General features: G+C 71.0%; 18 protein-coding genes and 1 pseudogene. 8 read left to right on the top strand and 11 right to left on the bottom strand.

Annotated features, from left to right (window positions below; all coding sequences use genetic code 11):
* Positions 1-36: 36 nt before the first annotated feature.
* From ACFY0K_RS30365 to ACFY0K_RS30350, 4 genes are all read left to right on the top strand, one after another.
* On the top strand, positions 37-519 hold the full coding sequence (locus tag ACFY0K_RS30365; RefSeq protein ID WP_093500683.1) for an SseB family protein: 483 nt from the start codon (positions 37-39) through the stop codon (positions 517-519).
* 266 nt (positions 520-785) lie between these two features.
* Entirely contained in the window at positions 786-2,738 is a 1,953-nt protein-coding gene (locus tag ACFY0K_RS30360) for an Ig-like domain repeat protein (protein ID WP_390642501.1), read from the top strand.
* A gap of 113 nt (positions 2,739-2,851) precedes the next feature.
* Positions 2,852-3,829 (top strand): pirin family protein, encoded by a 978-nt coding sequence (locus tag ACFY0K_RS30355; protein WP_351956720.1) that lies wholly within the window; start codon positions 2,852-2,854, stop codon positions 3,827-3,829.
* A 305-nt stretch (positions 3,830-4,134) separates the two neighbouring features.
* A complete protein-coding gene (locus ACFY0K_RS30350; protein ID WP_390642500.1) occupies positions 4,135-5,166 on the top strand; it encodes an AI-2E family transporter in 1,032 nt (343 codons plus the stop codon).
* Between the two features lie 27 nt (positions 5,167-5,193).
* Here the strand turns inward: ACFY0K_RS30350 and ACFY0K_RS30345 are convergent, their stop codons facing one another.
* Entirely contained in the window at positions 5,194-7,305 is a 2,112-nt protein-coding gene (locus ACFY0K_RS30345) for a SpoIIE family protein phosphatase (protein ID WP_390642499.1), read from the bottom strand.
* A gap of 173 nt (positions 7,306-7,478) precedes the next feature.
* On the opposite strand from ACFY0K_RS30345, the gene aspS reads away from it, so the two are divergent.
* Complete coding sequence (aspS, locus tag ACFY0K_RS30340) at positions 7,479-9,242, top strand: aspartate--tRNA ligase (protein ID WP_351956717.1); 1,764 nt, start codon at positions 7,479-7,481, stop codon at positions 9,240-9,242.
* Positions 9,243-9,391: 149 nt separating this feature from the next.
* Positions 9,392-10,312 (top strand): intradiol ring-cleavage dioxygenase, encoded by a 921-nt coding sequence (locus ACFY0K_RS30335; RefSeq protein WP_390642498.1) that lies wholly within the window; start codon positions 9,392-9,394, stop codon positions 10,310-10,312.
* Positions 10,313-10,365: 53 nt separating this feature from the next.
* On the opposite strand, the gene ACFY0K_RS30330 is transcribed toward ACFY0K_RS30335, so the two are convergent.
* Positions 10,366-10,842 (bottom strand): hypothetical protein, encoded by a 477-nt coding sequence (locus ACFY0K_RS30330; RefSeq protein ID WP_390642497.1) that lies wholly within the window; start codon positions 10,840-10,842, stop codon positions 10,366-10,368.
* A gap of 210 nt (positions 10,843-11,052) precedes the next feature.
* Here ACFY0K_RS30330 and ACFY0K_RS30325 point away from each other — a divergent pair.
* A pseudogene (locus ACFY0K_RS30325) lies at positions 11,053-11,465 on the top strand (pectate lyase); the annotation flags it as partial.
* Positions 11,466-11,586: 121 nt separating this feature from the next.
* On the opposite strand, the gene ACFY0K_RS30320 reads toward ACFY0K_RS30325, so the two are convergent.
* The 6 genes from ACFY0K_RS30320 to ACFY0K_RS30295 form a co-directional block, all read right to left on the bottom strand.
* Entirely contained in the window at positions 11,587-14,283 is a 2,697-nt protein-coding gene (locus ACFY0K_RS30320) for an ATP-binding protein (protein ID WP_390642496.1), read from the bottom strand.
* 9 nt (positions 14,284-14,292) lie between these two features.
* Positions 14,293-14,778, bottom strand: a complete 486-nt coding sequence (locus ACFY0K_RS30315; protein ID WP_390642495.1) for a hypothetical protein — start codon at positions 14,776-14,778, stop codon at positions 14,293-14,295.
* Between the two features lie 276 nt (positions 14,779-15,054).
* A complete protein-coding gene (metG, locus tag ACFY0K_RS30310; protein ID WP_390642494.1) occupies positions 15,055-16,773 on the bottom strand; it encodes a methionine--tRNA ligase in 1,719 nt (572 codons plus the stop codon).
* Between the two features lie 146 nt (positions 16,774-16,919).
* A complete protein-coding gene (locus tag ACFY0K_RS30305; RefSeq protein ID WP_390642493.1) occupies positions 16,920-18,488 on the bottom strand; it encodes a VWA domain-containing protein in 1,569 nt (522 codons plus the stop codon).
* A 302-nt stretch (positions 18,489-18,790) separates the two neighbouring features.
* Positions 18,791-20,746, bottom strand: coding sequence for an FUSC family protein (locus tag ACFY0K_RS30300; RefSeq protein WP_390642492.1), 1,956 nt, complete (start codon positions 20,744-20,746; stop codon positions 18,791-18,793).
* A gap of 161 nt (positions 20,747-20,907) precedes the next feature.
* Complete coding sequence (locus ACFY0K_RS30295; protein WP_390642491.1) at positions 20,908-21,696, bottom strand: alpha/beta fold hydrolase; 789 nt, start codon at positions 21,694-21,696, stop codon at positions 20,908-20,910.
* A gap of 76 nt (positions 21,697-21,772) precedes the next feature.
* On the opposite strand from ACFY0K_RS30295, the gene ACFY0K_RS30290 reads away from it, so the two are divergent.
* Complete coding sequence (locus ACFY0K_RS30290) at positions 21,773-23,122, top strand: PLP-dependent aminotransferase family protein (RefSeq protein WP_390642490.1); 1,350 nt, start codon at positions 21,773-21,775, stop codon at positions 23,120-23,122.
* Here ACFY0K_RS30290 and ACFY0K_RS30285 read toward each other — a convergent pair.
* The 3 genes from ACFY0K_RS30285 to ACFY0K_RS30275 all read right to left on the bottom strand — a co-directional run bounded on the left by ACFY0K_RS30285 (position 23,119) and on the right by ACFY0K_RS30275 (position 25,581).
* On the bottom strand, positions 23,119-23,712 hold the full coding sequence (locus ACFY0K_RS30285; protein ID WP_390642489.1) for an HAD family acid phosphatase: 594 nt from the start codon (positions 23,710-23,712) through the stop codon (positions 23,119-23,121). The two genes, ACFY0K_RS30290 and ACFY0K_RS30285, sit on opposite strands and share 4 nt — an antisense overlap.
* 120 nt (positions 23,713-23,832) lie before the next feature.
* Positions 23,833-24,804: a hypothetical protein gene (locus ACFY0K_RS30280; protein ID WP_390642488.1), complete on the bottom strand. Its 972-nt coding sequence runs from the start codon at positions 24,802-24,804 to the stop codon at positions 23,833-23,835.
* A 336-nt stretch (positions 24,805-25,140) separates the two neighbouring features.
* Positions 25,141-25,581: a hypothetical protein gene (locus ACFY0K_RS30275; RefSeq protein WP_351956706.1), complete on the bottom strand. Its 441-nt coding sequence runs from the start codon at positions 25,579-25,581 to the stop codon at positions 25,141-25,143.
* Positions 25,582-25,689 lie beyond the last annotated feature (108 nt).

Genomic DNA, 25,689 nt, shown 5'->3' with positions numbered 1-25,689 from the left:
CTCGCGGACGCCGCGTGTCTCGGTAGGCTTGCGCGCATGTATGGATACGGCCAGCCCATGGACGGTGGGGCCGCGCAGCAGCAGTACGCCCAGCCGCAGCAGCAGATGCCGGGCGGACTCGGCGGCTACGGCCAGCAGGCGCCCCTCTATCCCGAGCCGTCCCCGCCGTCCCTCGCGGACGCGGTCCGTGCCTTCACCACCGGTCAGGTGACCGCGGAGGACTTCCAGCAGGTCTTCGCCACGTCCAAGGTGTACTGCCCGCGCGGCGACAACCCCGGGTTCCTGGCCCTGCACAACACCCAGCAGCCGGTGATCCCGATGTTCACCTCGCTGAAGGAACTGCGCCGGTACGCGGGCAAGGAGTCCAAGTACTTCGTGATCACCGGCGCGGAGGTGATCGACCTCCTCCCGACCGGCTACGGCTTCGTCCTGGACATGGAGGGCGAGCACCGGATGGTCTTCGACGCCAAGGCGGTCGAGCAGATGGTGGAGTTCGCGATGCGGCGGATGTACGGCTAGCGCTTCGCCGGCAGGGCCGCGATGGGCGGTCGGTTGTCTGCAGCGCCGTCGTGGCTGGTCGCGCAGTTCCTCGCGCCCCTGATGGGGCGCTGTTCTTCTGCCCTCTGAAAACTCGGCCCCTGTTTGTCACAGCCATGCCATAGGCTGCCTCCAGGCAGCCGCGCCCCGTGTGCAACCGCTCTTGTGCGGTCGTGTCCGGGCGCCGCGCGGCGCTCTCATCCGCCCGGCGAACCCGGGTTCTCACTGGGGGTTTCATCACTGTGCGCATGCGCAGCACTTCGGTCGCGACGGCGCTCGCGGTCGTCTTCAGCTCGGCGGCGCTGAGCGTCGTGGCGGCGGGGACCGCCTCGGCCGCCGGCACCACCGTCACCAACATCGGCGGGTTCGTCGTGGACGGCCCGCTCCAGCGGGTGTTCGTCGGCGACGCGGCGAACGGCCGGATCCTCGCCTCCGACTACAACGGCATCCTCGTCGACTCGAACGCCGGCCTGGGCAGCGTCAGCGACCTGGCCCTTTCGGACGACGGCAGCACCCTGTACGCGGCCCTGCCCAACACCCACCAGATCCTCGCCCTGGACCCGGCCACGCTGGACGTGAAGACGACGTACAGCATCCCGACCGACACCGGCCCCCGCCACCTGGCCTTCACCGGCGGCAAGGCGTGGTTCTCGTACGGCGACCAGTGGGACGGCGACATCGGCTCCATCGACCCGTCGGTGGACCCGGCGGGCGGGACCGACCCGGTGGCGATGGCGCAGTTCCCGACCGAGGGCACCTCCCTCGGCCTGTGGGGCCAGGCGCTGCTGGACACCGACCCGAACCGGCCGGGCGTGCTGGCCGTCGGCCAGACCGGCATCTCCACCGACTCCATGGCCGTCCTCGACGTCTCGGACGGCGCGCCCAAGGCCACCGCCTGGTACTTCGGCGACTACACCCTGAACAACGGCATCGGGGACATCGACCTCGTCCCCGGCGCCGACCAGGTGCTGATCAACGGCACCGACCGGGACGCGTGGGCGGACGGCAAGTTCAGCAAGGCCGGCTCCTACCCCGGAGCGTGGGGCGCCGACATCGCGCCGAACGGACTGGTCGCCCAGTTCAACGCCGGCAAGGTCGCGGTCTACCGGCCCGACACCACCACGCCGCTGCGCACCTACTCCGCCGGCTCCACCGACTACGCCGCCGGAAACCTGCGCTGGGCACCGGACTCCTCGCGGATCTTCGCGCTGGTCCCGAACGGCGGCACCTTCACGCTCAAGGCCCTGACCCAGCCCACGCTCAACGTGCCGACGCTCACGGTCAACGCCCCGAGCTCGGCGCCCCGCGCCAAGAAGCTCACCGTCACCGGAAAGCTCTCGGCGACGGTCCCGCTGCCCGTCGGCGCCAAGCTCTCCGTGACCCGTACCGACATCGAGAGCCCCAGCGGGAAGGCGCTCGCCGCCGTCACCGTCAGGGCGGACGGCACGTACTCCTTCGCCGACACCCCGCCGGCCGGCGGCACGGTCACCTACAAGGTGACCTACGCGGGCGACGCCGGCCACACCACGGCCACCGCCTCCGACAAGGTCGCGGTCTCGCGCGCGGGCACGAGCCTGAGCCTGAACAACAACGGCAAGCTGTACAACTACGGCACCGACGTGAAGTTCACCGCGCACCTGGGGACGACGTACAAGAACCGCACGGTCAAGATCTACGCGGACCCCTTCGGCGGTGACAAGGGCAACAAGCTGATCAAGAGCGGCAAGGTGGACTCCCACGGGAACATCGCCGCCTGGGTGGACATGACCCGGGACACGGCCGTCTCCGCGGTCTTCGACGGCGACGCCCGCTACGCGCCCAAGACCGCGAAGGCCACGGCCTACGCGCGGGTCAAGATCTCCACCTCGCTCTCCAAGTACTACAAGACGGCGAAGATCGGTTCGACGTCGTACCGCTGGTTCCACAAGAACACCAGCCCGGTGTTCAACACGACCATGACCTACTACCCGGGCCGTGAGCATCGCGTGGACCTGGAGGTCTACTACCAGGGCAAGTGGTACGCGACGGACTCCGAGTACTTCGCGCTCGGCACGAACGGCAAGACGTCCGTGCAGCTCGACGCTCCCGGCCAGTCCGGCATCCGGGCGCGGATGCGGTCGGTGTACGTCAACGGCTCGTCCGGCGACACCGTGAACTCCACGACCTACGGTGCGTGGAACTACCTCTACTTCAGCAACTGATCCACTGATCGGGGAATGACCGGGCCCGGAGGGAATGTCCTCCGGGCCTTCTCCGTTAGGGGTGGCAGAAAGTTCAACGCTCAACTAAACTGGGCGCACAAGGAGGAGCCAACATGCCTGCAGTGACCGTGGAGAACCCGCTCACCCTGCCTCGGGTGGCCGCACCGGCCGACGCCGTGGCCCGTCCCGTGCTCGCCGTAACGACCGCGCCGAGCGGTTTCGAGGGCGAGGGTTTCCCGGTGCGCCGGGCGTTCGCGGGGATCAACTACCGCCACCTCGACCCGTTCATCATGATGGACCAGATGGGTGAGGTGGAGTACGCGCCGGGTGAGCCCAAGGGCACCCCCTGGCACCCGCACCGTGGTTTCGAGACCGTCACCTACATCATCGACGGCGTCTTCGACCACCAGGACAGCCAGGGTGGCGGCGGCACCATCACCAACGGCGACACCCAGTGGATGACGGCCGGCTCCGGCCTCCTCCACATCGAGGCCCCGCCGGAGTCCCTCGTCGTGTCCGGCGGGCTCTTCCACGGCCTCCAGCTGTGGGTGAACCTCCCCGCCAAGGACAAGATGATGGCGCCGAGGTACCAGGACATCCGCGGCGGCCAGGTGCAGCTGCTGACCACCCCGGACGGCGGTGCGCTGCTGCGCGTCATCGCGGGCGAGCTGGACGGCCACGCCGGTCCCGGCATCACCCACACCCCGATCACGATGATCCACGCGACCGTCGCCCCTGGCGCCGAGGTCACCCTGCCCTGGCGCGAGGACTTCAACGGCCTCGCCTACGTGCTGGCCGGCAAGGGCTCGGTGGGCGCCGAGCGCCGCCCGATCCACCTCGGCCAGACCGCCGTCTTCGGCGCGGGCTCCTCCCTCACCGTCCGCGCGGACGAGAAGCAGGACTCGCACACGCCGGACCTGGAGGTCGTGCTGCTCGGCGGCGAGCCGATCCGCGAGCCGATGGCCCACTACGGCCCGTTCGTCATGAACACCAAGGACGAGCTCATGCAGGCCTTCGAGGACTTCCAGAAGGGCCGCCTGGGCACGATCCCGGCGGTGCACGGGATGACCGAGACGGGCCCGCAGGCATAAGCAAGAGAGCCGACCGGGAGGCCTGCCGCCACCAGGCACCAGGCCTCCCGCCACCGACCGCGCCCTCTCACCGCCCGAGTCACCTTCGCCCCTTTCCTTTCGACCTCGCCTCTTCATCGGCCGAGTCACCTTCGCCCCTTTCCTTTCGACCTCGCCTCTTCATCGGCCGAGTCGGGTGGTGGGTGGGCGAAGGTCTCCGGCGGTCCAGGGGGCGGAGCCCCCTGGTACGGCGGGCGGAGGTGCGTTCACCCGGCAGGGGGTGTACGGCGGGGCATGCACCGGCCTCGCATGGTCCGCTAGGACTCGTGCAGCTGTTGCCCGAGCCCGTGCGCCGTTTCGCCGCGTGGTGTGCCGTGCTGCTGCTGGCCGCCGGAGTCGGCTACGTCGGCATCCGGCTCTGCTCCGAGTTCCGCACCGCGGTGACCCCGGTCCTGCTCGCCCTGCTCGGCACCGCCCTGCTCGGCCCGCTGTACCGGCGGCTCGTACAGATCGGCGTGCAGCGCTCCCTCGCGGCCGGACTCACCTGCGTCGCGGTCGTCGCCGTCGCCGGCGGTGCCGTCTACATCGTGGTCGCCGCCCTCGTCGACACCGGCGACCAGATCGTCGCCTCCCTCAAGCAGGCCGCGAAGTCCCTCGCCCAGCACTTCGGCGCCGCCGGGACCTCGGTCGGCGACCTGGCCGGCAGCGCCAGAAACCTGCTCGCCAAGTTCGGCGGCACCGCCGCCTCCAACGTCATCAGCGGTGTCAGCGTGGTCGGCGAGGGCATCGCCATGGCCGTCCTCGCGCTGCTCCTCGTCTTCTTCTTCCTGCGCGACTCGGACCGGGTCGTCGGCACGATCAGGGCCTTCGCACCCGGCGCCAGCGCCGACATGGTCGAGGCCATGGCCCGCAGGGCCTTCGAGGGCATCGAGGGGTTCATGCGCGGCACCACCGTCATCGCCTTCATCGACGCCGTCTGCATCACCGTCGGCCTGCTGGTCCTGCGCGTACCGGGAGCCGTCGGGCTCGGCGCCCTCGTCCTCGTCGGCGCCTACATTCCCTACCTCGGCGCCTTCATCTCCGGCGCGGTCGCCGTCCTGGTCGCCCTCGCCGACCGCGGCTTCGTCATCGCGCTGTGGGCGCTGGGCGTCGTACTCGCTGTGCAGGTGCTGGAGGGGCACGTGCTGCAGCCCATGATCCAGAGCCGGACCGTGCAGATGCATCCGGCGGTGGTGATGCTGACGATCACGGCCGGGGCCTCCGTCGCCGGGATCCTGGGCATGCTGCTGGCCGTACCGCTCACCGCGGCCGCCTTCGGGGTCGTCCACGAACTACGCGCCCGCTACGCCGCCGGCTAGGCCGCGGCCGGCCAGGGCACGCCCCCGCTACGACGTGCCGCCCTCGTACAGCTCGAACCAGGTGCTCTTGCCCTGCCCACGCGGGTCGACGCCCCAGGCGTCCGCCAGGATCTCGATCAGGACCAGGCCGCGGCCGGAGGAGGCCAGTTCGCCGGGCCGGCGCTTGTGCGGGAGGTCGTCACCGGCGTCCGTGACCTCGACCCGCAGCCGCCGTTCGGGGGCCTGGCCGGCGACCTCGGCGAGCAGCAGCGCGTCCGCGTCGGTGTGGACGAGGACGTTCGTGAGCATCTCGGAGACCAGCAGCACCGCCGAGTCGACCTGGTCGGGCGAGTCCCAGTCGTGCAGCAGCTCGCGCACGTGCTGGCGGGCCTCGGCGACCCGCTCGGGCTCGTCCTGGGCCACCGACATCAGGGTGCGGCGGACCCGCGGCCGTACGGTCAGCGGCTCGTCTCCGCGGCCGCCGCCCGGCCGGGACAGCAGCAGCACCGCTATGTCGTCCTCGCGGCGGTCGGCCAGCGGCCCGGTGGTGTGGTGCGAGGAGGGTCCGTGCACGGCCTGGACCAGGCTGTCGGCCAGTTTCTCCAGGTCGCCGTCGCCGTGGTCCTCCATGATCGCCCGGATCCGCTGCCAGCCGCTCTCCATGTCGTGGCCGCCGGTCTCGATCAGCCCGTCGGTGCAGATCATCATGGTCTCGCCGGGTTCGAGGGCGAACCGCGTCGTCGGATAGTCGGCGTCCGGGTCGATGCCGAGCGGCAGCCCGCCCGCCGTCGGCCGCCGCAGCACCGTGCCGTCGGCCATCCGGATCGCCGGGTCGAGATGGCCCGCACGGGCGATCTCCAGCACCCCGGTCGCCGGATCCGCCTCGACGTACAGGCAGGTCGCGAAGCGCAGGTCGGTGTCGTCCTCGGCGTCGGTGATCCCGTGCAGGAAACGGGAGGCCCGGGAGAGCACCGCGTCCGGGCGGTGGCCCTCGGAGGCGTAGGCGCGCAGTGCGATCCGCAGCTGGCCCATCAGGCCCGCGGCCCGTACGTCATGGCCCTGGACGTCGCCGATGACCAGGGCATGCCGGCCGGACGGCAGCGGGATCATGTCGTACCAGTCGCCGCCCACCTGGAGCCCGCCGCCGGTCGGTATGTAGCGGGCGGCCGTGTCCATGCCGGGTATGTCGGGGCCCAGCGTCGGCAGCATGGAACGCTGCAGGCCGTCCGTCAGCTCCCGCTCCGAGTCGGCGATACCGGCCCGGGACAGCGCCTGTGCCAGCATCCGGGCCACCGTGGTGAGCACGGACCGCTCGTCGGGGGTGAAGGACACCTGGTAGGTGAAGCCCGCCATCCAGGCGCCCATGGTCCGCCCGGCCACCGTCAGCGGCAGGAAGGCCCAGGACTGCCGGCCGAAGCGCTCGGCCAGCGGCCAGGTCACCGGGTAGCGGGACCTGTACTGCTCGGCGGAGGAGAGGTAGACGGCCCGGCCGGTCCGCACCACCTCGGCCGCCGGGTAGTCCGTGTCCAGCGGCATGCTGCTGAAGGGGCTGTCCTCGTCGATCTGCTGGCCGTGGTGGCCGATCATCATCAGCCGGTCGCCCTTGACCCCGAAGACGACCAGCCCGTCCGGGGAGAACCCGGGCATCGACAGGCCCGCGGCGACCCGCAGCACCTCCTCCGTGGACCGCGCCTCGGCCAGCGCCCGGCCCGCGTCCAGCAGGAACGCCTCCCGGGAGCGCCGCCAGTCGCCGGTGACCGGATGCTGCACGGCGGTGCCGGGGGACGGTTCGGAGACCTCCTGGATGGTGCCGGTCACCCGGTACACGCGCTCCTCGGAGTCGTACACCGGTCGAAAACGGCTGCGTACGGTCCGGATCAGCCGGCCCTGCTCGTCCATGACCCGCAGCCGGACCTCCCCGAGGGTGCCCTCAACCGCGGCCAGCCGGGTGATGCTGGTGTTCTCGTTCCAGTCCACGGGGTGGAAACGGGACCGGACCAGGGCCTCCGACAGGACGGACGGTTCCGCGGGCAGCCCGATCAGCCGGGCCGCCTCCGCGTCCGCGGTGACCAGCCCGGTGGCGGTGTCCCAGTGCCACAGCCCGGTCGCGAGGGCGGCGAGGACGTCCTCCACGGCGGGCAGGGGCTCGCCAGTTCGCATTGCCCCACTTTAAGAAGATGAGATCGCGGAGTGCCACTGTTTCAGGGCCGCATTAATGGTGGGGAGCCGATCTTTGGGTGCCCGGTACCCTTGATGGGTCCGGGCCCCGTGCCCGTCCCGGTCGAGGAGAGCACCTCGGCGACCACGAAGACGAAGAAGAGGAACACCCGACGATGCATCGGTACAGGTCCCACACCTGCGGCCAGCTCCGCGCCTCTGACGTCGGCACCGACGTCCGGCTGAGTGGCTGGCTGCACAATCGGCGCGACCTGGGCGGCATCCTCTTCATCGATCTGCGCGACCACTACGGCATCACGCAGCTCGTCGCCCGCCCCGGCACCGCCGCGTACGAGGCCTTGGACAAGCTCTCCAAGGAGTCCACGGTCCGCGTCGACGGCCGCGTTGTTTCACGTGGAACCGAGAACATCAACGCCGACCTGCCCACCGGCGAGGTCGAGGTCGAGGTCGGCGAGGTCGAGCTGCTCGGCGCGGCCGCCCCACTGCCGTTCACGATCAACACCGAGGACGGGGTCAACGAGGAGCGGCGCCTGGAGTACCGCTTCCTGGACCTGCGCCGCGAGCGCATGCACCGCAACATCATGCTGCGTACGGCCGTGATCTCCGCGATCCGCCACAAGATGGTCGCCCTCGGTTTCAACGAGATGGCCACCCCGATCCTCACCGCGACCTCCCCCGAGGGCGCCCGTGACTTCGTGGTCCCCTCCCGCCTGCACCCGGGCAAGTTCTACGCCCTGCCGCAGGCCCCGCAGCAGTTCAAGCAGCTGCTGATGATCTCCGGCTTCGACCGCTACTTCCAGATCGCGCCCTGCTTCCGCGACGAGGACGCCCGCGCCGACCGCTCGCCGGGCGAGTTCTACCAGCTCGACGTCGAGATGAGCTTCGTCGAGCAGGAGGACGTCTTCCGGCCCATCGAGCAGCTCATGACCGAGCTGTTCGAGGAGTTCGGCCACGGCCGCCACGTCACCTCGCCCTTCCCGCGGATCCCGTTCCGCGAGTCGATGCTGAAGTACGGCTCCGACAAGCCGGACCTCCGGGCCCAGCTGGAGCTCGTCGACATCACCGACATCTTCGAGGGCTCGGAGTTCAAGGCCTTCGCCGGCAAGCACGTGCGCGCGCTGCCGGTCCCGGCGGTCCAGGACCAGCCCCGCAAGTTCTTCGACCAGCTCGGCGACTACGCGGTCTCGCAGGGCGCCAAGGGCCTGGCCTGGGTCCGCGTCGGCGAGGACGGCTCGCTGACCGGCCCGATCGCCAAGTTCCTCACCGAGGACAACGTCGCCGAGCTCACCAAGCGGCTCCAGCTGGCCGCCGGGCACGCCGTCTTCTTCGGCGCGGGCGAGTTCGACGAGGTCTCCAAGATCATGGGCGCGGTCCGGGTCGAGGCGGCCAAGCGCTCCGGGCACTTCGAGGAGAACGTCTTCCGGTTCTGCTGGATCGTGGACTTCCCGATGTTCGAGAAGGACGAGGAGACCGGGAAGATCGACTTCTCGCACAACCCGTTCTCCATGCCCCAGGGCGGCATGGAGGCGCTGGAGACCCAGGACCCGTTGGACATCCTCGCCTGGCAGTACGACATCGTCTGCAACGGCGTCGAGCTGTCCTCCGGCGCCATCCGGAACCACGAGCCCGACATCATGCTCAAGGCCTTCGGCATCGCGGGCTACGACGAGGAGACCGTGGAGCGCGAGTTCGCCGGCATGCTCCGCGCGTTCCGCTTCGGCGCCCCCCCGCACGGCGGCATCGCCCCGGGCGTCGACCGCATCGTGATGCTCCTCGCCGACGAGCCCAACATCCGCGAGACCATCGCCTTCCCGCTCAACGGCAACGCCCAGGACCTGATGATGGGCGCCCCGACCGAGCTGGAGGAGAGCCGCCTGCGCGAGCTGCACCTCTCCATCCGGAAGCCGCAGCCGAAGTAGGCAGGCACGCAGAACCAGCACGACTGAAGCGAACAGCTGAGGGAAAGGCTCGAAACCGGCGTCGGTTTCGAGCCTTTCGCCTGCGCGGCGCGCATTCACAGCTCTCTCCGATGTTCGCACCGGGCCGGTCTTGTCTACGGTCCCTGACCATGACAGACACCCACACCCCCACAGATGCTCAATCTCCGGAAGAGAGAAGGAAGTTGGCCCGCCGTACCGTCCTGGCGGCGGGCAGCGTGGCCGTCACCGCGGTGGGCGTCGGCAGCGCCTTCGCGGCGACCGACGGCACCACCGCCGCGGCGACCGGGGCCGGAACCGAGGCCTCGCCCTCAGCCTCGGAAGGCGCCTGCTACAGGCTGACCTCCGAGCTTGTCGAGGGCCCTTACTACATCGACGCCGACAAGCTCCGCCAGGACGTCACCGAGGACCAGGAGGGCATCCCCCTGCACCTCACCCTCAAGGTCATCGACGCGGAGACCTGCAGGCCGCTCAGGAACGCGGCCGTGGACATCTGGCACTGCAACGCGTCCGGCGTCTACTCCGGGTACCAGGCCGTGGGCAGCGGCGGCGGTGGCGGCGGAACCCCGCCGACCGGCGCACCCACCGGCGCACCGACCGGCACCCCCACCGGCCCGCCGCCCGGCGGTGGCGGCGGCCACCAGGAGCCGACCGACGACACCCGCTACCTCCGCGGCACCTGGCACACGGACCGGCACGGGCAGGTCGCCTTCAGGACCGTCTTCCCCGGCTGGTACCAGGGCCGGTGCGTCCACATCCACGTCAAGGTGCACGTGGACGGCGAGTGGACGGACGCCGGCTACGAGGGCGGCCACACCTGCCACACCGGCCAGCTCTTCTTCGACGAGAAGTCGGTCCTGCTGTCGGCCGCCGTGGAGCCGTACGCGAGCAACACCACCACCCGCACCACCCTCGACGAGGACACCATCTACCCGGACAACGGCCACGCGGGCGGCCTGCTCTACCTCGGGTACGACCGCCACCACATCGCCCGCGGCGTCCGCGCCCACCTGACCCTGGGCGTCGAACCGGACGAGACGAACAACGGCTGATCGGAGCGGGGCGGTCCCAGGGGCGGCCGGCAGCAGGACCTGCCCGCACCGTGTCAGGTGTCGTACCGGCCGTTCCAGGGCTCGCCGAAGCCCAGGTGGTCCGGGTAGAGCTCGGCCCACCCGCCGTCCTCGTCGTCCTTCGCCACCAGGCCGAAGAACACGCCGTCCACCCTGAGCTGGAACGGGCGTATCGCGATGTCCGTGTACGTCCGCCTCGGCAGGCTGCGCAGCATGCCCGCCAGGTGGGCACGGGCCCGTGCCAGCACGGAGTCGGCGCCGTCCGGATCGAGCTGCTGCTCGGCCCAGCTGCCCGCACACCAGATCTGCGAGTCGCGGTAGTTGCCCTCCGCGTCGAAGAGATGCAGCACCGAGTAGAGCCGTTTCCGCTCCTCCCAGCCCTCGTCCAGCCGGAACCCCTCGGGGAACGCGTAGGTGACCGACGCCAGGAACTGCCCGCCGGTGTAGTGACCGATGGCCTCGGTACGGCCATGGGGCTCGTAGGCGATCGGGATGAGATCTGGGATTGCCATGGCGAAACCATACGGATGTGTGGTGGACATGCGGTTGTCGGGGCGTCGGAGAACGGCTGCCCCGGTCAACTTTCGCCGCTCTCTTCCGGGATGGGCACCACACCGCGGAAAAATTCACGGCAACCTTCCTGATCTCCACAACCACAGAGGAGTGAAGCCCGCCCCGACGGGCCCCACCCAGGCACTTCGGAAGTACGTAAGGACTCCCCCGTGGCCTCTGCCTCTCACCGTCGGTCCCTCCGTAAGCGCCGCGTTCTCGTCGTCTCCGCCGCCGTGGTGACCGCGGGCGTCGGTGCGGGTGCGCTCGTGCCGAACGCGTGAGCGACACCGCCCCGCGCATCATCAAGGTCAGGGGCACCATCGACGCCAACTCCGACGACGGCGGGAAGAAGCTGACCTGCGCCGACTACGCGGCCGGCACGGGGTACTCGCTGACCGCTTATCTGAAGGCGTTCGACCCGTCGGCGTACGGCCGTGCCAAGCTGCCCTCCGGCACCCAGGAGTCGGCCCGCGCCGCCGCACAGAAGAAGCAGGCCGCGAACACCGTCTTCAAGGTCCCCGCCAACACCCCGATCGTCGGCGTCCTGGGCACCAAGGCCGGCATCACCGGCGGCATGCTCAAGCCGACGGTGAACTGGACGCCGACCTTGACGGCGGGGCTGGAGAGCAGCGCCGACAACCTTGCGACGGAGCTGGCGAGGACGGCGGGGGCGGGGGTGCTGTCCTGACGTACGGCGTGGCGGATCAGGTGAGCGTCGTACGCGCGGGCCGCTGGAGCAGATAGCCCTGCACCGCACCGAGGCTCTCGTCATCAAGGTGGCGACTGTCGGACCAGTGGCGCCGTCCGACCGGCGCGAGCACGGCCTCGGGAGTGCACGACCATGCCTCGCACAGGATGCGAAGGAAGAGTCCGTCGAGGTCGCCCGACATCCGCCACCACGTCTTCTGCCACGTGGGCGTGGTGTGGTGGCGGGCGAACTCGTAGTCGGCGTCGCGGTTCATCACCACTGGGAAGACCTCCGACAGAGGTGCGTCTGCGACTCTGTGGAAGATGATGACCCAGTTGTCGGGTAGTTGGACGTTCTGTCCGGACGCGTAGTCAAAGACCCTGGGAGGCCGGGTTTGCATGGCCACCGGGAGGCCGAAGGCCATGAAGACCTCGTTTCGCTGGGCGACCCAGTCGGCTGCGTCGGCCGGGCGGAGCAAACCCTGTGCAGTGAAGGCAAAGGCGATATCGCCGGCGATTCCGTTGAAAGCGCCATACAGGGTGTAGGCCTGTTCCAGCTGGACCGGGTCCCCGAAACGTCCGGTGCCGCGGAGGCGTTGCTCCTGGCTGTGCATCCAGTCGCGCACCTCGTCCTGAGTGGCCACCAAGGCGGCCTGGTCCCGTGAGGCACGGCTGGGCTGACCGGCCAGGTATCCGGCGAAGCAGATCGACTCGTCAGAAAGAAGCCCGTTGACCGTGACGATTCCTCTGTAGTTTCCGCGTCCGGCGTAGTACAGATCGTTCCCGAGCGTGGCCAGGCCGATGCGCCGTCCATGGTGGTCCACCAGTTCGGTGGCCTGTCCGACGAAGTCTTCGCGGAGGTGAAGGCGTTGCTTCTCCTCCGCGACGCGACGGCCGTGAATCTGCGGCGGGTACAGGCGGTCGAACACCTCCTCCGCCGTTCCTGTCGTGAGCGAGAACGGGCTGAGGGTCTCGGGCGCTGCGGCGCCGGGTTCCCAAGTGTGGATGGGCACGGCGTTCTCGAGGACCAGCCGCTGGGCGAGTTCCGAGAGCCGTTCGTCCACGGTCCGCTGGAAGAGGCCTTTGACGTCGTTGGGAGACCTGCGCAGGGTGATGCGTACCGTCGTGCCCTCGGGTATCCAGCCCTGTGCGGACAGAGGGGTGAGCAGGGGGCGATGGGAGGGGCCGTCGAGGGTGAGGCGGCGGGCGTCCCGGCTGGCGGCGTCGTAGCGGCGGGTGATGACTTCGACGTGATCGCCGAGGAGGAAGACGGAGAAAAAGCCGATGCCGAACCGGCCGCTCGGTGTGAAGCCGCCACCGGCTAGCCCGGGCAACTGGTTGCGGACGGTGGCAGAGCTCCAGCCGCTGGTGCCGAAGTCGAGCAGGCCGTGGATGAGGGTCTCCTCGTCCATGCCGACGCCGTTGTCACGGACCTCCAGGCACCAGGAGCCGTCGGACTCGCTCAGCCGGATCTCGATGTGTCCGTCCGGGAAGCCGGGTTGCAGCGCCCGGCGGGCGAGCACGGCGTCCTGGGCGTTCTGGATCAGTTCCCGAAGTGCGACCTCGGGCTCGTCGCCGTACAACTGCTCGCCGCCAAGGCTGCGGACCAGCCCGGGGACGTCGGAGACCTTGATGGTCGCGTCGATGGGACGCCAGTCCTGTACGCGGAAGTGCTCGGCGAAGCGCTCGGGCGAGTCGACTCCAGCGACCGCCCGCACCGCTAGCCGGTCCCGCCCCAGGTCGTGCAGGAGGGCGTCGACCGCCTTCAGTTCCAGGTCGATGTCGCGCAGGTAGTCCAGGGCCAGCCACCACGAGGGCGCGTCCGTGGGGAGGAACGGCCGGTGCGAGGTGTAGGTGACCCGGTCGCCGTTGCGGTCGGGGCGGCTGACGTGCTCCTGGAAGCGCCAGTGCTCGCGGGAGTCGCCCTGTGGATCGCGCAGCGCGAACAGCAGGGTCGGGGCCCGGCGGCTGTCGATCTGGGTGACGTCGGCGAGTCGCAGGATGCAGGCCAGTTTGAGCCGGTCGATGGTCCAGTCGCGCGGCTGCCACGGCCATGAGCCCCACTCACGCCGGAACTCGTCGGCGAGCCGGTCCACCGGCCACCAGTGGCTGGCGGCCAGGTTGCCGATCAGCGGGCCGTACGCCTCACGCAGCAGGACGTCCTCGATGAGGTGGATCTCGTTGCCGGTGCTGGACCGCCAGGACTGGTCTACCAGCCGGCGCGCCTGCTCGGCATGTGATTCGCGGATCGCGGCGGCCCGGCAGGCGTCGGCGATCTCGGCGGGCGGAGAATCGAGTTGGTCCTGGTCGGGCCAGTATCCCTTCCGGCGGTAGTAGGCCACGGACAGGAGATCGCGCCACCGTTCCTCTCCCAGGGCCTCGGGCACGCTCGTCCCGTATGCGGCCTCCCCCATCGCGGCGTCGTGGAGTACGAAGGAGCAGCCCAGCACGTAGGCCTCGGCGGGGTTCAGCATCACCTCCTCCCCGCACACGAGATCGGCCGTCTCCCACAGCGCGTCCACGTGCGTGATGTCGTGCACCGTGAAATCGGGCATGCTGCGCGCGTTCTCCTGCAGGAGGACGCGCCCCTTCCTGCGCAGTTCGAGATACGACGTACGCAGTCGTTCCCGCTGTTCGGAGTGGGGATCGTCACCCGGGCGGGCGGCAAGGGTGCTCCGCCACAAGGACGTGCTGGTGTAGTCGTGCTCGGGCACCGGGGACGATCACCTCATTGCCGGCAGAAGGAAGAACGCGGCGATCAGCCACATGGCGATTACCGAGACGAGGATGAAGAGCAGCAGGTAGGTCTCGTACCAGCGTAGGAAGTTGCCCGGCCGGGGACGTGTCCGGAACCCGGGGCCGACGACCTCGTCGGTGATGTCGCACTCCTCGTTGCGGTAGTCGAGCCAGTTCAGGGCTCCCACCACGATGAGCGTGCTGGTGAAGGCGGCGACGACTGTGACGAGGGCGAGTATCCCGATCACTCCGCCGCGAGCGGTCGACGGTGCCAGGTCCCACTTCCGGTAGCCGACGAAGAGCGCCAGGGCCGCACTGACGAGTGCGGTGGCGAGCGTCTGGTAGAGGGCGAGAAACCGGTACGCGTTCTCGTTTACCGTGTGGATCTGCTGGAGGATGTACCGGTAGCGCTCCAGCGCAAACTCATTCCTGACCGGAGCCGCCTCCGGCCTGGTCTCCCCCGGTACCGCCATCGCCCCCCACTTGTCCGACTCGACAGCATGGGCAACTCATGCCCTGCTCCAGTTTCCCCGACACTCGTGGTGCAGGACCAGAGCGTCGGCGTGATGACCTACGAAGGCAACCGGACGCCCGCGTCACGGCAGGCCTGGCGCTGAGCGCCGAGAACCTGCTCGCGGAACGCTGGTCTACGCGGCCCGGTGGCCGGGGCGCTGGTGCTGGGGTACGGCGAAGGACCGGCGGGAGAGGGTGCTCCGGCCGGCCCTTCGGGGGTGGGGTGGGGCGTGGGGTTATGCGGTGGGCTCGCCGCCGAAGCGGGTCTTGTACGTCTCCAGGTCCTCGTCCGTGAGCTTCGCGAACAGGACCGGGGGAACGGTGAAGGGGGTGCCGGCCGGGACGGCGGTCAGTGCCTTCGCCTCGTCGGCGGTGACCCAGGTGGCGGTGTCGTCGGCGAGGGCGAACGCCTCGCGCATCGTCTTCGCCGTCGCCGGGATGAAGGGCTCCGAGACCACCGCGTAGAGGTGGATCAGGTTCATCGCCGTGCGCAGGGTCAGGGCCGCGCCGTCCTTGTCCGTCTTGATCTCCAGCCAGGGGGCCTTCTCCTCCAGGTAGGAGTTGCCGGCCGACCACAGGGCGCGCAGGGCCGCGGCGGCCTTGCGGAACTGGAGGGACTCCATGTGGGACTCGTACTCGGCGAGGAGCGCGGCGATCTCGTCGCCGAGCTTCGCCTCCGCCTCGCCGGGGGTGCCGCCGGCCGGGACGTCGTCGCCGAAGCGCTTCCTCGAGAACGACAGGACGCGGTTGACGAAGTTGCCGAGGGTGTCGGCCAGGTCCTTGTTCACCGTCGCCGTGAAGTGCTCCCACGTGAAGGACGAGTCGTCCGACTCCGGGGCGTTGGCGATGAGGAAGTAGCGCCAGTAGTCGGCGGGGAGGATGTCCAGGGCCTGGTCGGTGAAGACGCCGCGCTTCTGCGAGGTGGAGAACTTGCCGCCGTAGTACGTCAGCCAGTTGAAGGCCTTGACGAAGTCGACCTTCTTCCACGGTTCGCGCACGCCGAGCTCGGTGGCCGGGAACATCACCGTGTGGAAGGGGACGTTGTCCTTCGCCATGAACTCCGTGTAACGGACGTCGGTGTCGACGTCGTACCACCAGGACTTCCAGTCGCGGTTCGCCGGGTCCTGGTCGGCCCACTCCTTCGTCGCGCCGATGTACTCGATCGGGGCGTCGAACCAGACGTAGAAGACCTTGCCCTCGGCCGCCAGCTCCGGCCAGGTGTCGGCCGGGACGGGCACACCCCAGTCCAGGTCGCGGGTGATCGCGCGGTCGTGCAGGCCCTCGGTCAGCCACTTGTGGGCGATCGAGGAGGCCAGCTGCGGCCAGTCCTTGTCGTGCTTCGAGACCCACTCGCGGACCTCGTTCTCCAGCTTGGACTGGAGCAGGAAGAGGTGCTTGGTCTCGCGGATCTCCAGGTCGGTGGAGCCGGAGATCGCCGAGCGCGGGTTGATCAGGTCGGTCGGGTCCAGGACGCGGGTGCAGTTCTCGCACTGGTCGCCACGGGCCTTGTCGTAGCCGCAGTGCGGGCAGGTGCCCTCGACGTAGCGGTCCGGGAGGAAACGGCCGTCGACCGGGGAGTACACCTGGCGGATCGACCGCTCCTCGATGAAGCCGTTCTCGTTCAGGCGGCGGGCGAAGTGCTGGGTGATGTCGCGGTTCTCGGGGGAGGAGCTCCGGCCGAAGTAGTCGAACGCGAGTGCGAAGCCGTCGTAGACCGCCTTCTGCGCGTCGTGCGCCTGGGCGCAGAACTCGTCCACCGGGAGGCCCTGCTCCTTCGCGGCGAGCTCGGCGGGGGTGCCGTGCTCGTCCGTGGCGCAGATGTACAGGACGTCGTGGCCGCGCTGGCGGAGGTACCGGGAGTACACGTCCGCCGGGAGCATGGACCCCACCATGTTGCCCAGGTGCTTGATCCCGTTGATGTACGGAAGGGCGCTGGTGATGAGGTGTCGAGCCATCGGGGGCTGCTCCCAGGTCGGTCTGTTGCTGTTATTGCGAACCTTGAAATCGTAGCCGACATGTGTATGCCGCCCGCTTCCCGTTTTATTGGGTGAGAAGCGGGCGGCACAGGGGGTGGGTCTTACGGGCGGTGCTTCGAGCGGTGCTACGGGCGCCAGTCGATCAGGATGCCGTCGTAGAGCTCCGCGTCCGTGAGCTCCAGGGGGGTCGGGCCCGCGTGGAAGAAGGCCGCGTTGTCGGTCTTCAGTTTGCGGAGGTAGTCGAAGGCCTTGTTCTCGTGCTCGCCGAACGCGACGAAGGAGAAGAAGACCGAGGGGTGGGACTTCGCGGCGTCCGTGAGGGCCTGGGTGGCGGGGGTCTTCGCGTCCGGGGCGCCGTCGGTCTGGAAGACGACGAGGGCGGGGGTGCTGTCCTTGCCGCTGTCCTTGCCGTGGTGCTTGTCGTAGTGCGCGAGTACGGCTTCGACGGCTGCGTGGTAGCTGGTGCGGCCCATGCGGCCGAAGCCGGCGTGTGCCTCGTCGATCGCGTTCTCGGGGGAGGCGGGGGTGAGGTCGGTGGTGCCGTCGACCTCGGTGGAGAAGAAGACGACGTGGACGGAGGGGGTCTCGCCGTCCGGGGTGAGGCGGGTGGCGAGGGCGAGGGTCTGGTCGGCGAGGGCCGCTGCGGAGCCGTCCTTGTAGTAGCCGCGCATGCTCGCGGAGCGGTCGAGGACGAGGTAGGTGGCGGCGTGGGTGCCGGTGAGGTTGGCCTTGGCGAGGGCGGACGTTGCGGCGTCGTGGGGGGCCGTGGCCTCGGCTTCGCCTTCGGCGGTCGTGTTCCCGCCCGCACCACCCGTGACGGTCTCGTCGTCGGGTGCGGGTGGCCCCTGTGGGGCGGGTTCGCCGTCGGCGGCTGCGGCGTCGTGGGGGGCCGTGGCCTCGGCTTCGCCTTCGGCGGTCGGGTTCCCGCCCGCACCACCCGTGACGGTCTCGTCGTCGGGTGCGGGTGGCCCCTGTGGGGCGGGCTCGCCGTCGGCGGCTGCGGGTTCGGGGGTGGCTTCGGGCGCCGGCTCGGTGATCGGTTCCGCGATGGTCTCGGCGACCGGCTCCGGCTTGGACTCGGCGACCGGCTCCGCGACCGGCTCGGTCTCGGCCACGGGCTCCGGCTCGGTCTCGGCCACCGGCTCCGGCGTGGGCTCGGGGGCGGCCTCGGTGATCGGTTCCGGGGCTGCTTCGGCCACCGGCTCGGCCGTGGGCTCCGGGGCCGGGGTCGCTTCGGCCACCGGATCCGCCGTGGGTTCCGGCTCCGGGGTCGTCTCCTCGGTCGCCTTCGCTGTCGGCTCCGGCTCGGCTGTGGCCTCGGGCTCTGTCGCCGGCTTCGTCGGCTCCGTCGGGTCCACCTGGTCCACCGGTGCCGCGGGTTCCACCACGACCTCGGCCTCGACCTTGATCACCGGGTCGGCTTCGGCCGGGGGCTCGGGCTTGAGGTCCACCTCCGGTTCGATCAGGCGGGTCGCCTGCTTCGGGACCGTGACGTTGTCGAAGGCGGCCGAGACCAGATCGTGTTCGTCTGTCGTCGCCGGGCGGGGCTCCGGGACCGCTGCCGGTGCCTCCGGCGCCTGCGCCGCCGCTTGCTGCTTCGACTGCGAAGGGAGCTGGTCCGCACCCTCTGCCTCGGCAGGGCGCGGCTTTCGCGACCTGCCGAATGCGTTCCGCAGGAGAGTGAGAATGCCCATGTGCGCAACCCTTCGCGTGAGTTGATACCCGTCAATCGCTGGCCAGGACGGACACGTAAGGTTAGCGGCCCCAGGTTGCGATCTTGGGGAGGGTCGATGACTCCTGTCGGGCGTACGGCGGTCGAGTCCCAGCCCGGCACCCGGTCCCCCCGGGTGCGTTCCGTTCATCTCCCGTTCGTGCGGCGGCTGTTCGTGTGCACGGCCGACTCCCTTGCGTCAATCCCGCGCCAATGATCCGCAAGGGGAATGTAAAGTTCGCAAGCGCTGCCGACGTCGCGGCATCGGCGGGTGAGAGGGAAGTGCTAGTGCGGTGAGGCGATGGCTCTGGCCGCCGCCACCTCCTGGCGCAGGGGCTCCAGGACGCTGTCCGGCGGGCCGGTGAGGTCCGTGCGGACCGCCACCAGGGTCTCCGACCGGCGGACGCCCTCCGCCAGCTCGCGCAGTTGCCGGGTCACCTGGTCGATCTCGGCCGGGTCCGGGGGCGGTGCCCCGTGCCGTACCCGGACCCGGGCCGCCGTCGTCGCGTCGACGATGCGTTCCACGGCGACGACCAGGGGCCACCAGGCCGCCGCCCGGCGGCCGGTGGGCGGCGGCTCGGTCAGGGCGCGCTGGAACTCGGTGCGGACCACGGACAGGTCGCGGTAGAGGCGGCGCCGCAGCCGGGCGCGGGCGGCGGGTTCCGCCCCCGCCCTGAAGGCCAGCTCGACATAGGCCGCCGTGTCCGCGACGGCGTCGGCCAGCCGGTCGCCGACCCGGGTGCGCCAGCTCTCCGGCCACAGCAGGTACCCGGCGACCAGCGCGATCGCGCAGCCCATGAGGGAGTCGAGGAGGCGGGGCAGGAGCAGGCCGGTGCCCTGGTGGTTCAGGTTGTCGGAGAGGAGCAGGATCACCGGGGTGACGGCGGCGGTCTGGAAGCCGTAGCCCCGTGGGGTCAGGGCCGGGACCAGGGGCGCCAGGACCATCATCACCGGTACGTCCCACCAGCCGCGCGGTACGACGGTGAGGACCGTCGCGGCCACCACCAGGCCCACCACCGTGCCGAGCGCGCGCAGCAGCGCCCGGGAGAAGACCGAGCCGAAGTCCGGCTTGAGGACGAAGGTGATGGTGAGGGCGACCCAGTAGGAGCGCGGTACGGACACGAGGGAGACCAGGGCCTGCGCGATGCCGATGCACAGGGCGAGGCGGATGCCGTAGCGCCAGGAGTTGGCGGAGAGGACGACGTTGCGGGCGGCCCGTGCGGTGCGGATGCCGAGGGCGGCAGGGCGGCCGAGGCGGTCGTCGATGCCGCGCGGGTCGACGTCGGGGGCGGTGGCGACCTCGGCGACGTGCCGCAGGGCGTGGTCGACGGCGCGGCCGGTCTCGTTGCGGGGCTCGGGCAGGGCCAGCCCTATCGGGCCGGTGTAGCCGGTCTCGACGGCGTCGGCGATGTGCAGGACCGCCGCGGGGACCTCGGGCGGCAGCGGCTTCCCGGCGCGGCGGGCGAGGCGGACGGCGGGGGCGGCCTCGACCACCGGGGTGATCGCGTTCAACTGGGCGAGCATGCGGGTGAGATCGCGGCTGCGGCCGCGGTACCGGGTGCGCCGGGCCAGGATCAGGTCGTACGCCTGGTTCAGCGACTGGGTGACGGTGTGCCGGGCGTGGTCGTACGCCTCGCCGTCCTCGCCGTCGCTGACGGACAGCAGGTCGGCGACCGTGCGGTAGGCGGCGGCGACCGCCGCGCGCTCGGGTACGCCCGAGCGCAGCGGCCAGGCCAGCAGGGCGAGGAGCAGGACGAGCAGGCCGCCGCCGGTCATCAGCACCGGGGTGAGCCACCAGGCGCCGGGCAGCGGCAGGCCCGCGCCGATCACGGAGTTGAGCAGGAGCAGCAGTCCGGATACGGAGGACACCGCGCCGATCGTCGAGATCATCCCGGAGATCAGCGCGATGCCGGTGATCACGGCGACCGTGAGCCAGCCCTGGCCGTAGACCAGCGAGCCGGCGGTGACGCCGACGGCGCCGAAGAGCTGCGGGACCGCGATGTTGAGGATGCGCATCCGGTAGGCGTCGGCGGTGTCGCCGATGACCCCGGACAGGGCGCCCATCGAGGCCAGCGCCCCGTACGCGGGCTGTCCGGCCGCGAGCCCGACGGCGAGCGGGAGGCTCATGGCGAGTGCGGCGCGGCCGAGTGCGGCCCAGTTGAGAGGGACCGCCTGCTGGGGCCGGAGGTTCCTTACCAGCCAGTCGGGAGGGGTGAGGCCGATCGGGAACTCGCGGGACATGCGGCCATTATCGGTGCTCGTGCCGGTGGAGCGTGATGTCCAAGACGCGGGCCCGGTGGCCGGTACGGGCCGGGTGCGGGAACGGGGTGAGTGGGGTGTCGTGCGTTCTTCGGACCGGGTCCGAGGCGTGTCGTGCGGTGTCGGTGATCACGATTCGGGGATCACGATTCCTCGTCCACCCGGGCCAGGAACTCCCCCAGGGCCCGGTTGAACTCCGCCGGCCGTTCCAGGTTGGGCAGGTGGGACGCCCCGTCGATGATCCGGAGGGTGGAGTCGGCCAGGAGGGCGTGCATCGCCTCGGCGTCGGAGACGGGGGTGTACTCGTCGTCCGCGCCGACCACGATCAGGGCGGGGACCGTCGCCTTCGCCAGCAGGGGGCGGTAGTCGGGGCGTTCGGCGCGGCCGCGCAGGGCTGCCGCGGCGCCCTCGGGGTGGGTGGCCGTCATCATGCGGTGGACGTGGGCCTTCACGTCGGGGCGGGCGTCCGGGGCGACCATCTTCGCCAGGACCTCGTCGGCGTAGCCGCGCATGCCCTCGCGCAGGAGCCGGTCGGCCATGGCGTTCCTCGCGCGTCTGCCCTCCGGGGTCTCCGGGTCGGCGAAGGTGTCGGCCAGGACCAGGCCCCGGACGCGTTCGGGGCCGAGACGGTCGTAGCACTCCATCGCGATCTGGCCGCCCATCGACAGGCCGGCGATCACGCAGGTCCGTACGCCCAGCGTGTCGAGGAGTTCCGCGAGGTCCGCCGCGAAACGGGAGAGCGGGGTGCGGCCGGGGGTGACCGGGGAGGTGCCGTAGCCGCGCAGGTCGGGGGCGACGACCCGGCGGGTGGCGGCGAAGGCGGTCTGCTGGGGGTGCCACATCGTGCGGTCGAAGGGGTGGCCGTGGACGAGGAGGAGAGGGGTTCGCGCGGTATGCGGGTCATTGTCGTCGTATGCGAGGAAGGGGGGCATGTGGACGACCCTAGGGACCCGCAACTCCTCGGTGCAATAAAATCTTTGCTCTCGGTGCAATGAGAGCGGGGGGACCGTGGACGACTTCCGGGGGATCGCCGACCGGATCGCGCTGGACATCGCGCGGGGGCGGCTGCGGGCCGGGCAACGGCTGCCTCCGCAGCGGGCGTTCGCTCGGCGGCACGGGATCGCCGCCTCGACCGCCGGGCGGGTGTACGCCGAACTCGTGCGGCGCGGGCTGGTGGTGGGCGAGGTCGGGCGGGGCACGTTCGTGCGGTCCGCGCAGGCCGGGCCGCAGGGGCGGGCGCTGGTCGAGGACGGCGCCGCCCGTGTCAACCTGGAGCTCAACTACCCTTCCGTGCCCGGCCAGTCGGAGCTGCTGGCCCCGTCCCTCGCGCCGCTGCTGCGGACCGACGCGCTTACCGACGCCCTCCGGCCGGCCGCCGCCGACGGCACCCCGCACGCCAGGGAGGCCGCCGCCGCACTGCTCGCCACCGGCGACTGGCGGCCCGACCCCGGCCGCGTCCTGTTCACCGGCAACGCCCGGCAGGCGATCGCCGCCACCCTGGGGTCCCTGGTGCGGCCGGGCGGCCGGGTCGGGGTGGAGCCGTTGACGTATCCGCTGGTCAAGGAGGTCGCCGGGCGGCTCGGCATCACGCTCGTCCCGGTGCGGGCGGACGGGGACGGGCCCCTCGCCGAGTCCGTGCTCGCCGCGCACCGGTCCGCGCCGCTCTCCGCGCTCTATCTCCAGCCGACCCTGCACAACCCGACGTCGGTGACCGTCCCGGCCGAGCGCCGACTCCAACTGGCGCGCCTGGTCGCGGACGTGGGGTTGCCGGTCGTGGAGGACCGGATCTGGTCGTTCCTGCGGCGCGAGCCCGGGCCGCCACCGCTCGCCGCCCTCGCGCCACGGCTCGTCCATCTCGTCGACGGGCTCTCCAAGCGGGTCGCGCCCGGTCTCACCGTGGGGTTCGCCGTCGTGCCTGAGGACCGGGTGGCCGCGGTGGCGGCGGCCGTGCGGTCCGGGGGATGGAGCGCGGGGGCGTTCGCGCTGGAGGCGGCGGTGCGCTGGATCGGGGACGGGACCGTGGCGCGGCTCGTGGCGGCCAAGCGGGAGCAGGCCGCACGTCGGCAGCGGCTCCTCCGCGAGGCGCTGGCCGGGTTCGCCGTACGGGCCGATCCGCACGGGTACTTCGCCTGGTGGGAGCTCCCCGAGCCGTGGCGGGCCGACGGTTTCACGGCGGCCGCGGCCGCCCACGGGATCGCGGTCACGCCGGGTACCGCCTTCCGCGTCGACCCGAAGCGGACGCCGGACGCGGTGCGGCTCGGGCTGGCGTCGGCCGCGGAGCCGGAGCTGGCGGGGGCGCTGCGGACGCTGGCCGCCCTCGCGGCGCGCGGCCCGCGGCAGCCCCCGGCGGACGGTTAGTCCAGCAGGCCGTCGTAGTCCGGCAGCTTGTAGGCGGTGCCGGCATAACCGCCGGTCAGGTCCGTCGTATTGTTGCCGATGTCGGCGATGACGTCGTAGCCGTCCGCCTCGATCGCCTTGCGCTGCGAGGTCTTGAAGTCCGCGACGGACTCGGTGAGCAGTTGGGCGACGGTCCGCGCGTAGAGGCCGTCGACGGGGTAGCCGACCGCCTTCAGGTTGGCCTTGGTCACCACGTTGTACAGGTCGCTGCGGGCGCTGACGAAGAACACGCCGATGCCCTTGGCGTGCGCGTCCTGGGCGAGGGCGAGCACCGGCGGGGTGGCGGGGATGGTGATGCCGCCCTCGAAGTGGGTCTCCAGCGAGGTGTTGTCGATGTCGAGGACGATCGCCTGCTTCGCGCCGGAGGCGTTCGCGGCGGCTCGGCTGTCGATGTAGTCCTGCGCGGGGCCGGTGACGGCGGCGACGTCGGACAGCCACTGGGTCTCGGTGACGGTCGGGTCGGCGGCCTGGGCGGGCAGGGCGGCGGCGAACGACAGGGCGAGGCCGGCCGTGAGGGCGACTGCGGCACGGCGTGCGGTGCGACGGTTCATCGGGCGGGGGCTCCTCGGGTGACGTCGGCGTCGGCCGCCGGTGTTCCGTACCGGTGGCCGTCGCCTCGCCACGGTGGTCGGCCGGGGCGCCCGCCGGGTGACTCCCGGAGGAGCAGCCGGTTACCTGACTGGCATGTTCTGGTCAGGGGACTGTGAACCGGCCCTGAGGGACGCGGAATCCGCTGTGCCGGCGGCCTGCTGCCGTGTCTCCCCGGGCCCGGGCCGGCGCAGGCGTCCGCCGATCCAGGCCAGCGCGGCCACGGTCAGGCCGAGGGCCAGGAGCAGCCAGGAGACCGTGCGCAGGGTGGACGTCAGGGCGTCGTAGACGGCGGCCGCGGCCGGGTGCGAGACGTCCGGCGGCAGGTCGGCCAGGGTGAGCCGGCGCCCGATGACGAGGGCGAGGCCGAGCAGGGCGCCGCCCAGGGCCGTGCCCAGCGCCGCCGCCGTGACGGCACGGCGGCGGCGGACGGCGAGCGCGATGCCGCCGACCGCGAAGACGACGGCCGCCACGGGCAGCCAGAAGCCGGCGACCTCGAGCACGTGAAACCCCTTCCGGAGCCGGTCCAGTTCCGCCGCCGGCAGTACCGCGACGGCCGTGTGCTGGACCGGGATACGGGCCGCGAGCGGCACATGGTCCTGGGTGAGCCGGTCCTTGACCTGGGCGGTGACCGGCGCGAGGTCGACGGTGACGGGCTCCTCGCGCTCGCCCTGGAGTGCGCGCAGCACGGCGTCGTGGGTGGCCCGGTTGCCTGCGTCCCAGGCCAGCCGGAACGCCTCCGTCTGGGTGAAGGACCGGACCGCCTCGCGCACGAACGGCGCCACCGTGCCCCGCATCGGCCGGCCGACGTCCACCTCGCGCATGATGCCCTCGCCGACGGTGTCCGCGACCGCGTCCCGGACATCCGGGTCCTCGGCCAGCGGTGCCATCGTGCTGACGTACTGTCCGGTGTCCGCCAGCCCGTACGCCGCCCAGGCCGCGAGCGCGCCGAACGGCAGCAGCAGGCAGCCCAGCACGATCAGCAGGGCCGACAGGGCACGCCGGAGACCTGAGGGCGGCGCGGTCCGTGGGGACCCCGGAGGCACTGAGGGCACTGAGGGCACGCTTCCAGGCAAGCCCCTGAGAACCGGTCAGGCGAGCGGGGCGACTGCATTCGGGGGGCCGGGAGGCGCAGGTCGAGCCGAACGGGGGTACGGCGGTGCCGGCCGGCCGCCCCGGAAACCCTTGGGGCGCCTCGCTCCGGTGGAGGGTTGACCCGAACGGGTGTTTCCTGGTTGGGGAGCGTCGCCGAGCGCCCGCAACGCCTCGGCGACCGGTGAGGGGAAACAGGGGAAACACGTGGGCCCCGGCCGTGGGGGCCGGGGCCCACGGCCGGGGTCGGCCGCCGGAGTCCACGCGCGCACCTCGCGGCGGCGCCGCCGGCCGCGCGGCTAACGGATGCGGTGTCCGACCGCGTCCTCGTGCGTGTAGAACCGGTAGAACATCACGATGAACGTCACCGCCGCGACCGCGAGCGACATCGCGACGCACCGGAGGATCGATTCGCCGCTCTGGCTGTACAGGAAGCCGAAGGCGGTGCCCATGAACGCCGTCCACAGCACCGCGTGCAGCTCCCGCCGCAGCCGGGGGGCGACGGTCAGCACGCCGAACAGCACCACCGCGAAGACGAGGGCGGTCAGGAAGCCGAACAGCAGGTTCCAGCCGGTGATGGGCCCGCCCATGCGCCGGTTGGCCGCGGCCCAGTAGCCGTAGATCAGCCCGGTCACCACCGGTATGGCCACCCGGGCCCTGGCGTGCATCTGCGTACTGAACACGTCGGGCGTCCGGCCGCTCCTGGGCATACCGCCGGACGTGGGTGCCGCTTGAGCCATGAGCGTGCTCCTCTCTCCTCGCCCCCACCTTCCAGAGCACACCTGCGGGTACCCCGTGGCAAGTCGGTCAGTGCATCCCGTACGACGCTTCGTACGGGATGCACGTAC

Origin of the sequence: Streptomyces sp. NPDC001507, from assembly GCF_042894765.1 — a bacterium.
GTDB lineage: Bacteria > Actinomycetota > Actinomycetes > Streptomycetales > Streptomycetaceae > Streptomyces.
This window is presented reverse-complemented; position numbering and strand designations above follow the sequence as displayed.

Bases quoted from the DNA above. Each gene is read 5' to 3' on its own strand.
- ACFY0K_RS30345 (WP_390642499.1), bottom strand. From the start codon at position 7,305: ATGCGAACTGGCGAGCCCCTGCCCGCCGTGGAGGACGTCCTCGCCGCC.
- ACFY0K_RS30305 (WP_390642493.1), bottom strand. From the start codon at position 18,488: ATGGGCATTCTCACTCTCCTGCGGAACGCATTCGGCAGGTCGCGAAAG.
- ACFY0K_RS30315 (WP_390642495.1), bottom strand. From the start codon at position 14,778: ATGGCGGTACCGGGGGAGACCAGGCCGGAGGCGGCTCCGGTCAGGAAT.
- ACFY0K_RS30300 (WP_390642492.1), bottom strand. From the start codon at position 20,746: ATGTCCCGCGAGTTCCCGATCGGCCTCACCCCTCCCGACTGGCTGGTA.
- ACFY0K_RS30330 (WP_390642497.1), bottom strand. From the start codon at position 10,842: ATGGCAATCCCAGATCTCATCCCGATCGCCTACGAGCCCCATGGCCGT.
- metG (WP_390642494.1), bottom strand. From the start codon at position 16,773: ATGGCTCGACACCTCATCACCAGCGCCCTTCCGTACATCAACGGGATC.
- aspS (WP_351956717.1), top strand. From the start codon at position 7,479: ATGCATCGGTACAGGTCCCACACCTGCGGCCAGCTCCGCGCCTCTGAC.
- ACFY0K_RS30285 (WP_390642489.1), bottom strand. From the start codon at position 23,712: ATGAACCGTCGCACCGCACGCCGTGCCGCAGTCGCCCTCACGGCCGGC.
- ACFY0K_RS30275 (WP_351956706.1), bottom strand. From the start codon at position 25,581: ATGGCTCAAGCGGCACCCACGTCCGGCGGTATGCCCAGGAGCGGCCGG.
- ACFY0K_RS30365 (WP_093500683.1), top strand. From the start codon at position 37: ATGTATGGATACGGCCAGCCCATGGACGGTGGGGCCGCGCAGCAGCAG.
- ACFY0K_RS30360 (WP_390642501.1), top strand. From the start codon at position 786: ATGCGCAGCACTTCGGTCGCGACGGCGCTCGCGGTCGTCTTCAGCTCG.
- ACFY0K_RS30295 (WP_390642491.1), bottom strand. From the start codon at position 21,696: ATGCCCCCCTTCCTCGCATACGACGACAATGACCCGCATACCGCGCGA.
- ACFY0K_RS30355 (WP_351956720.1), top strand. From the start codon at position 2,852: ATGCCTGCAGTGACCGTGGAGAACCCGCTCACCCTGCCTCGGGTGGCC.
- ACFY0K_RS30335 (WP_390642498.1), top strand. From the start codon at position 9,392: ATGACAGACACCCACACCCCCACAGATGCTCAATCTCCGGAAGAGAGA.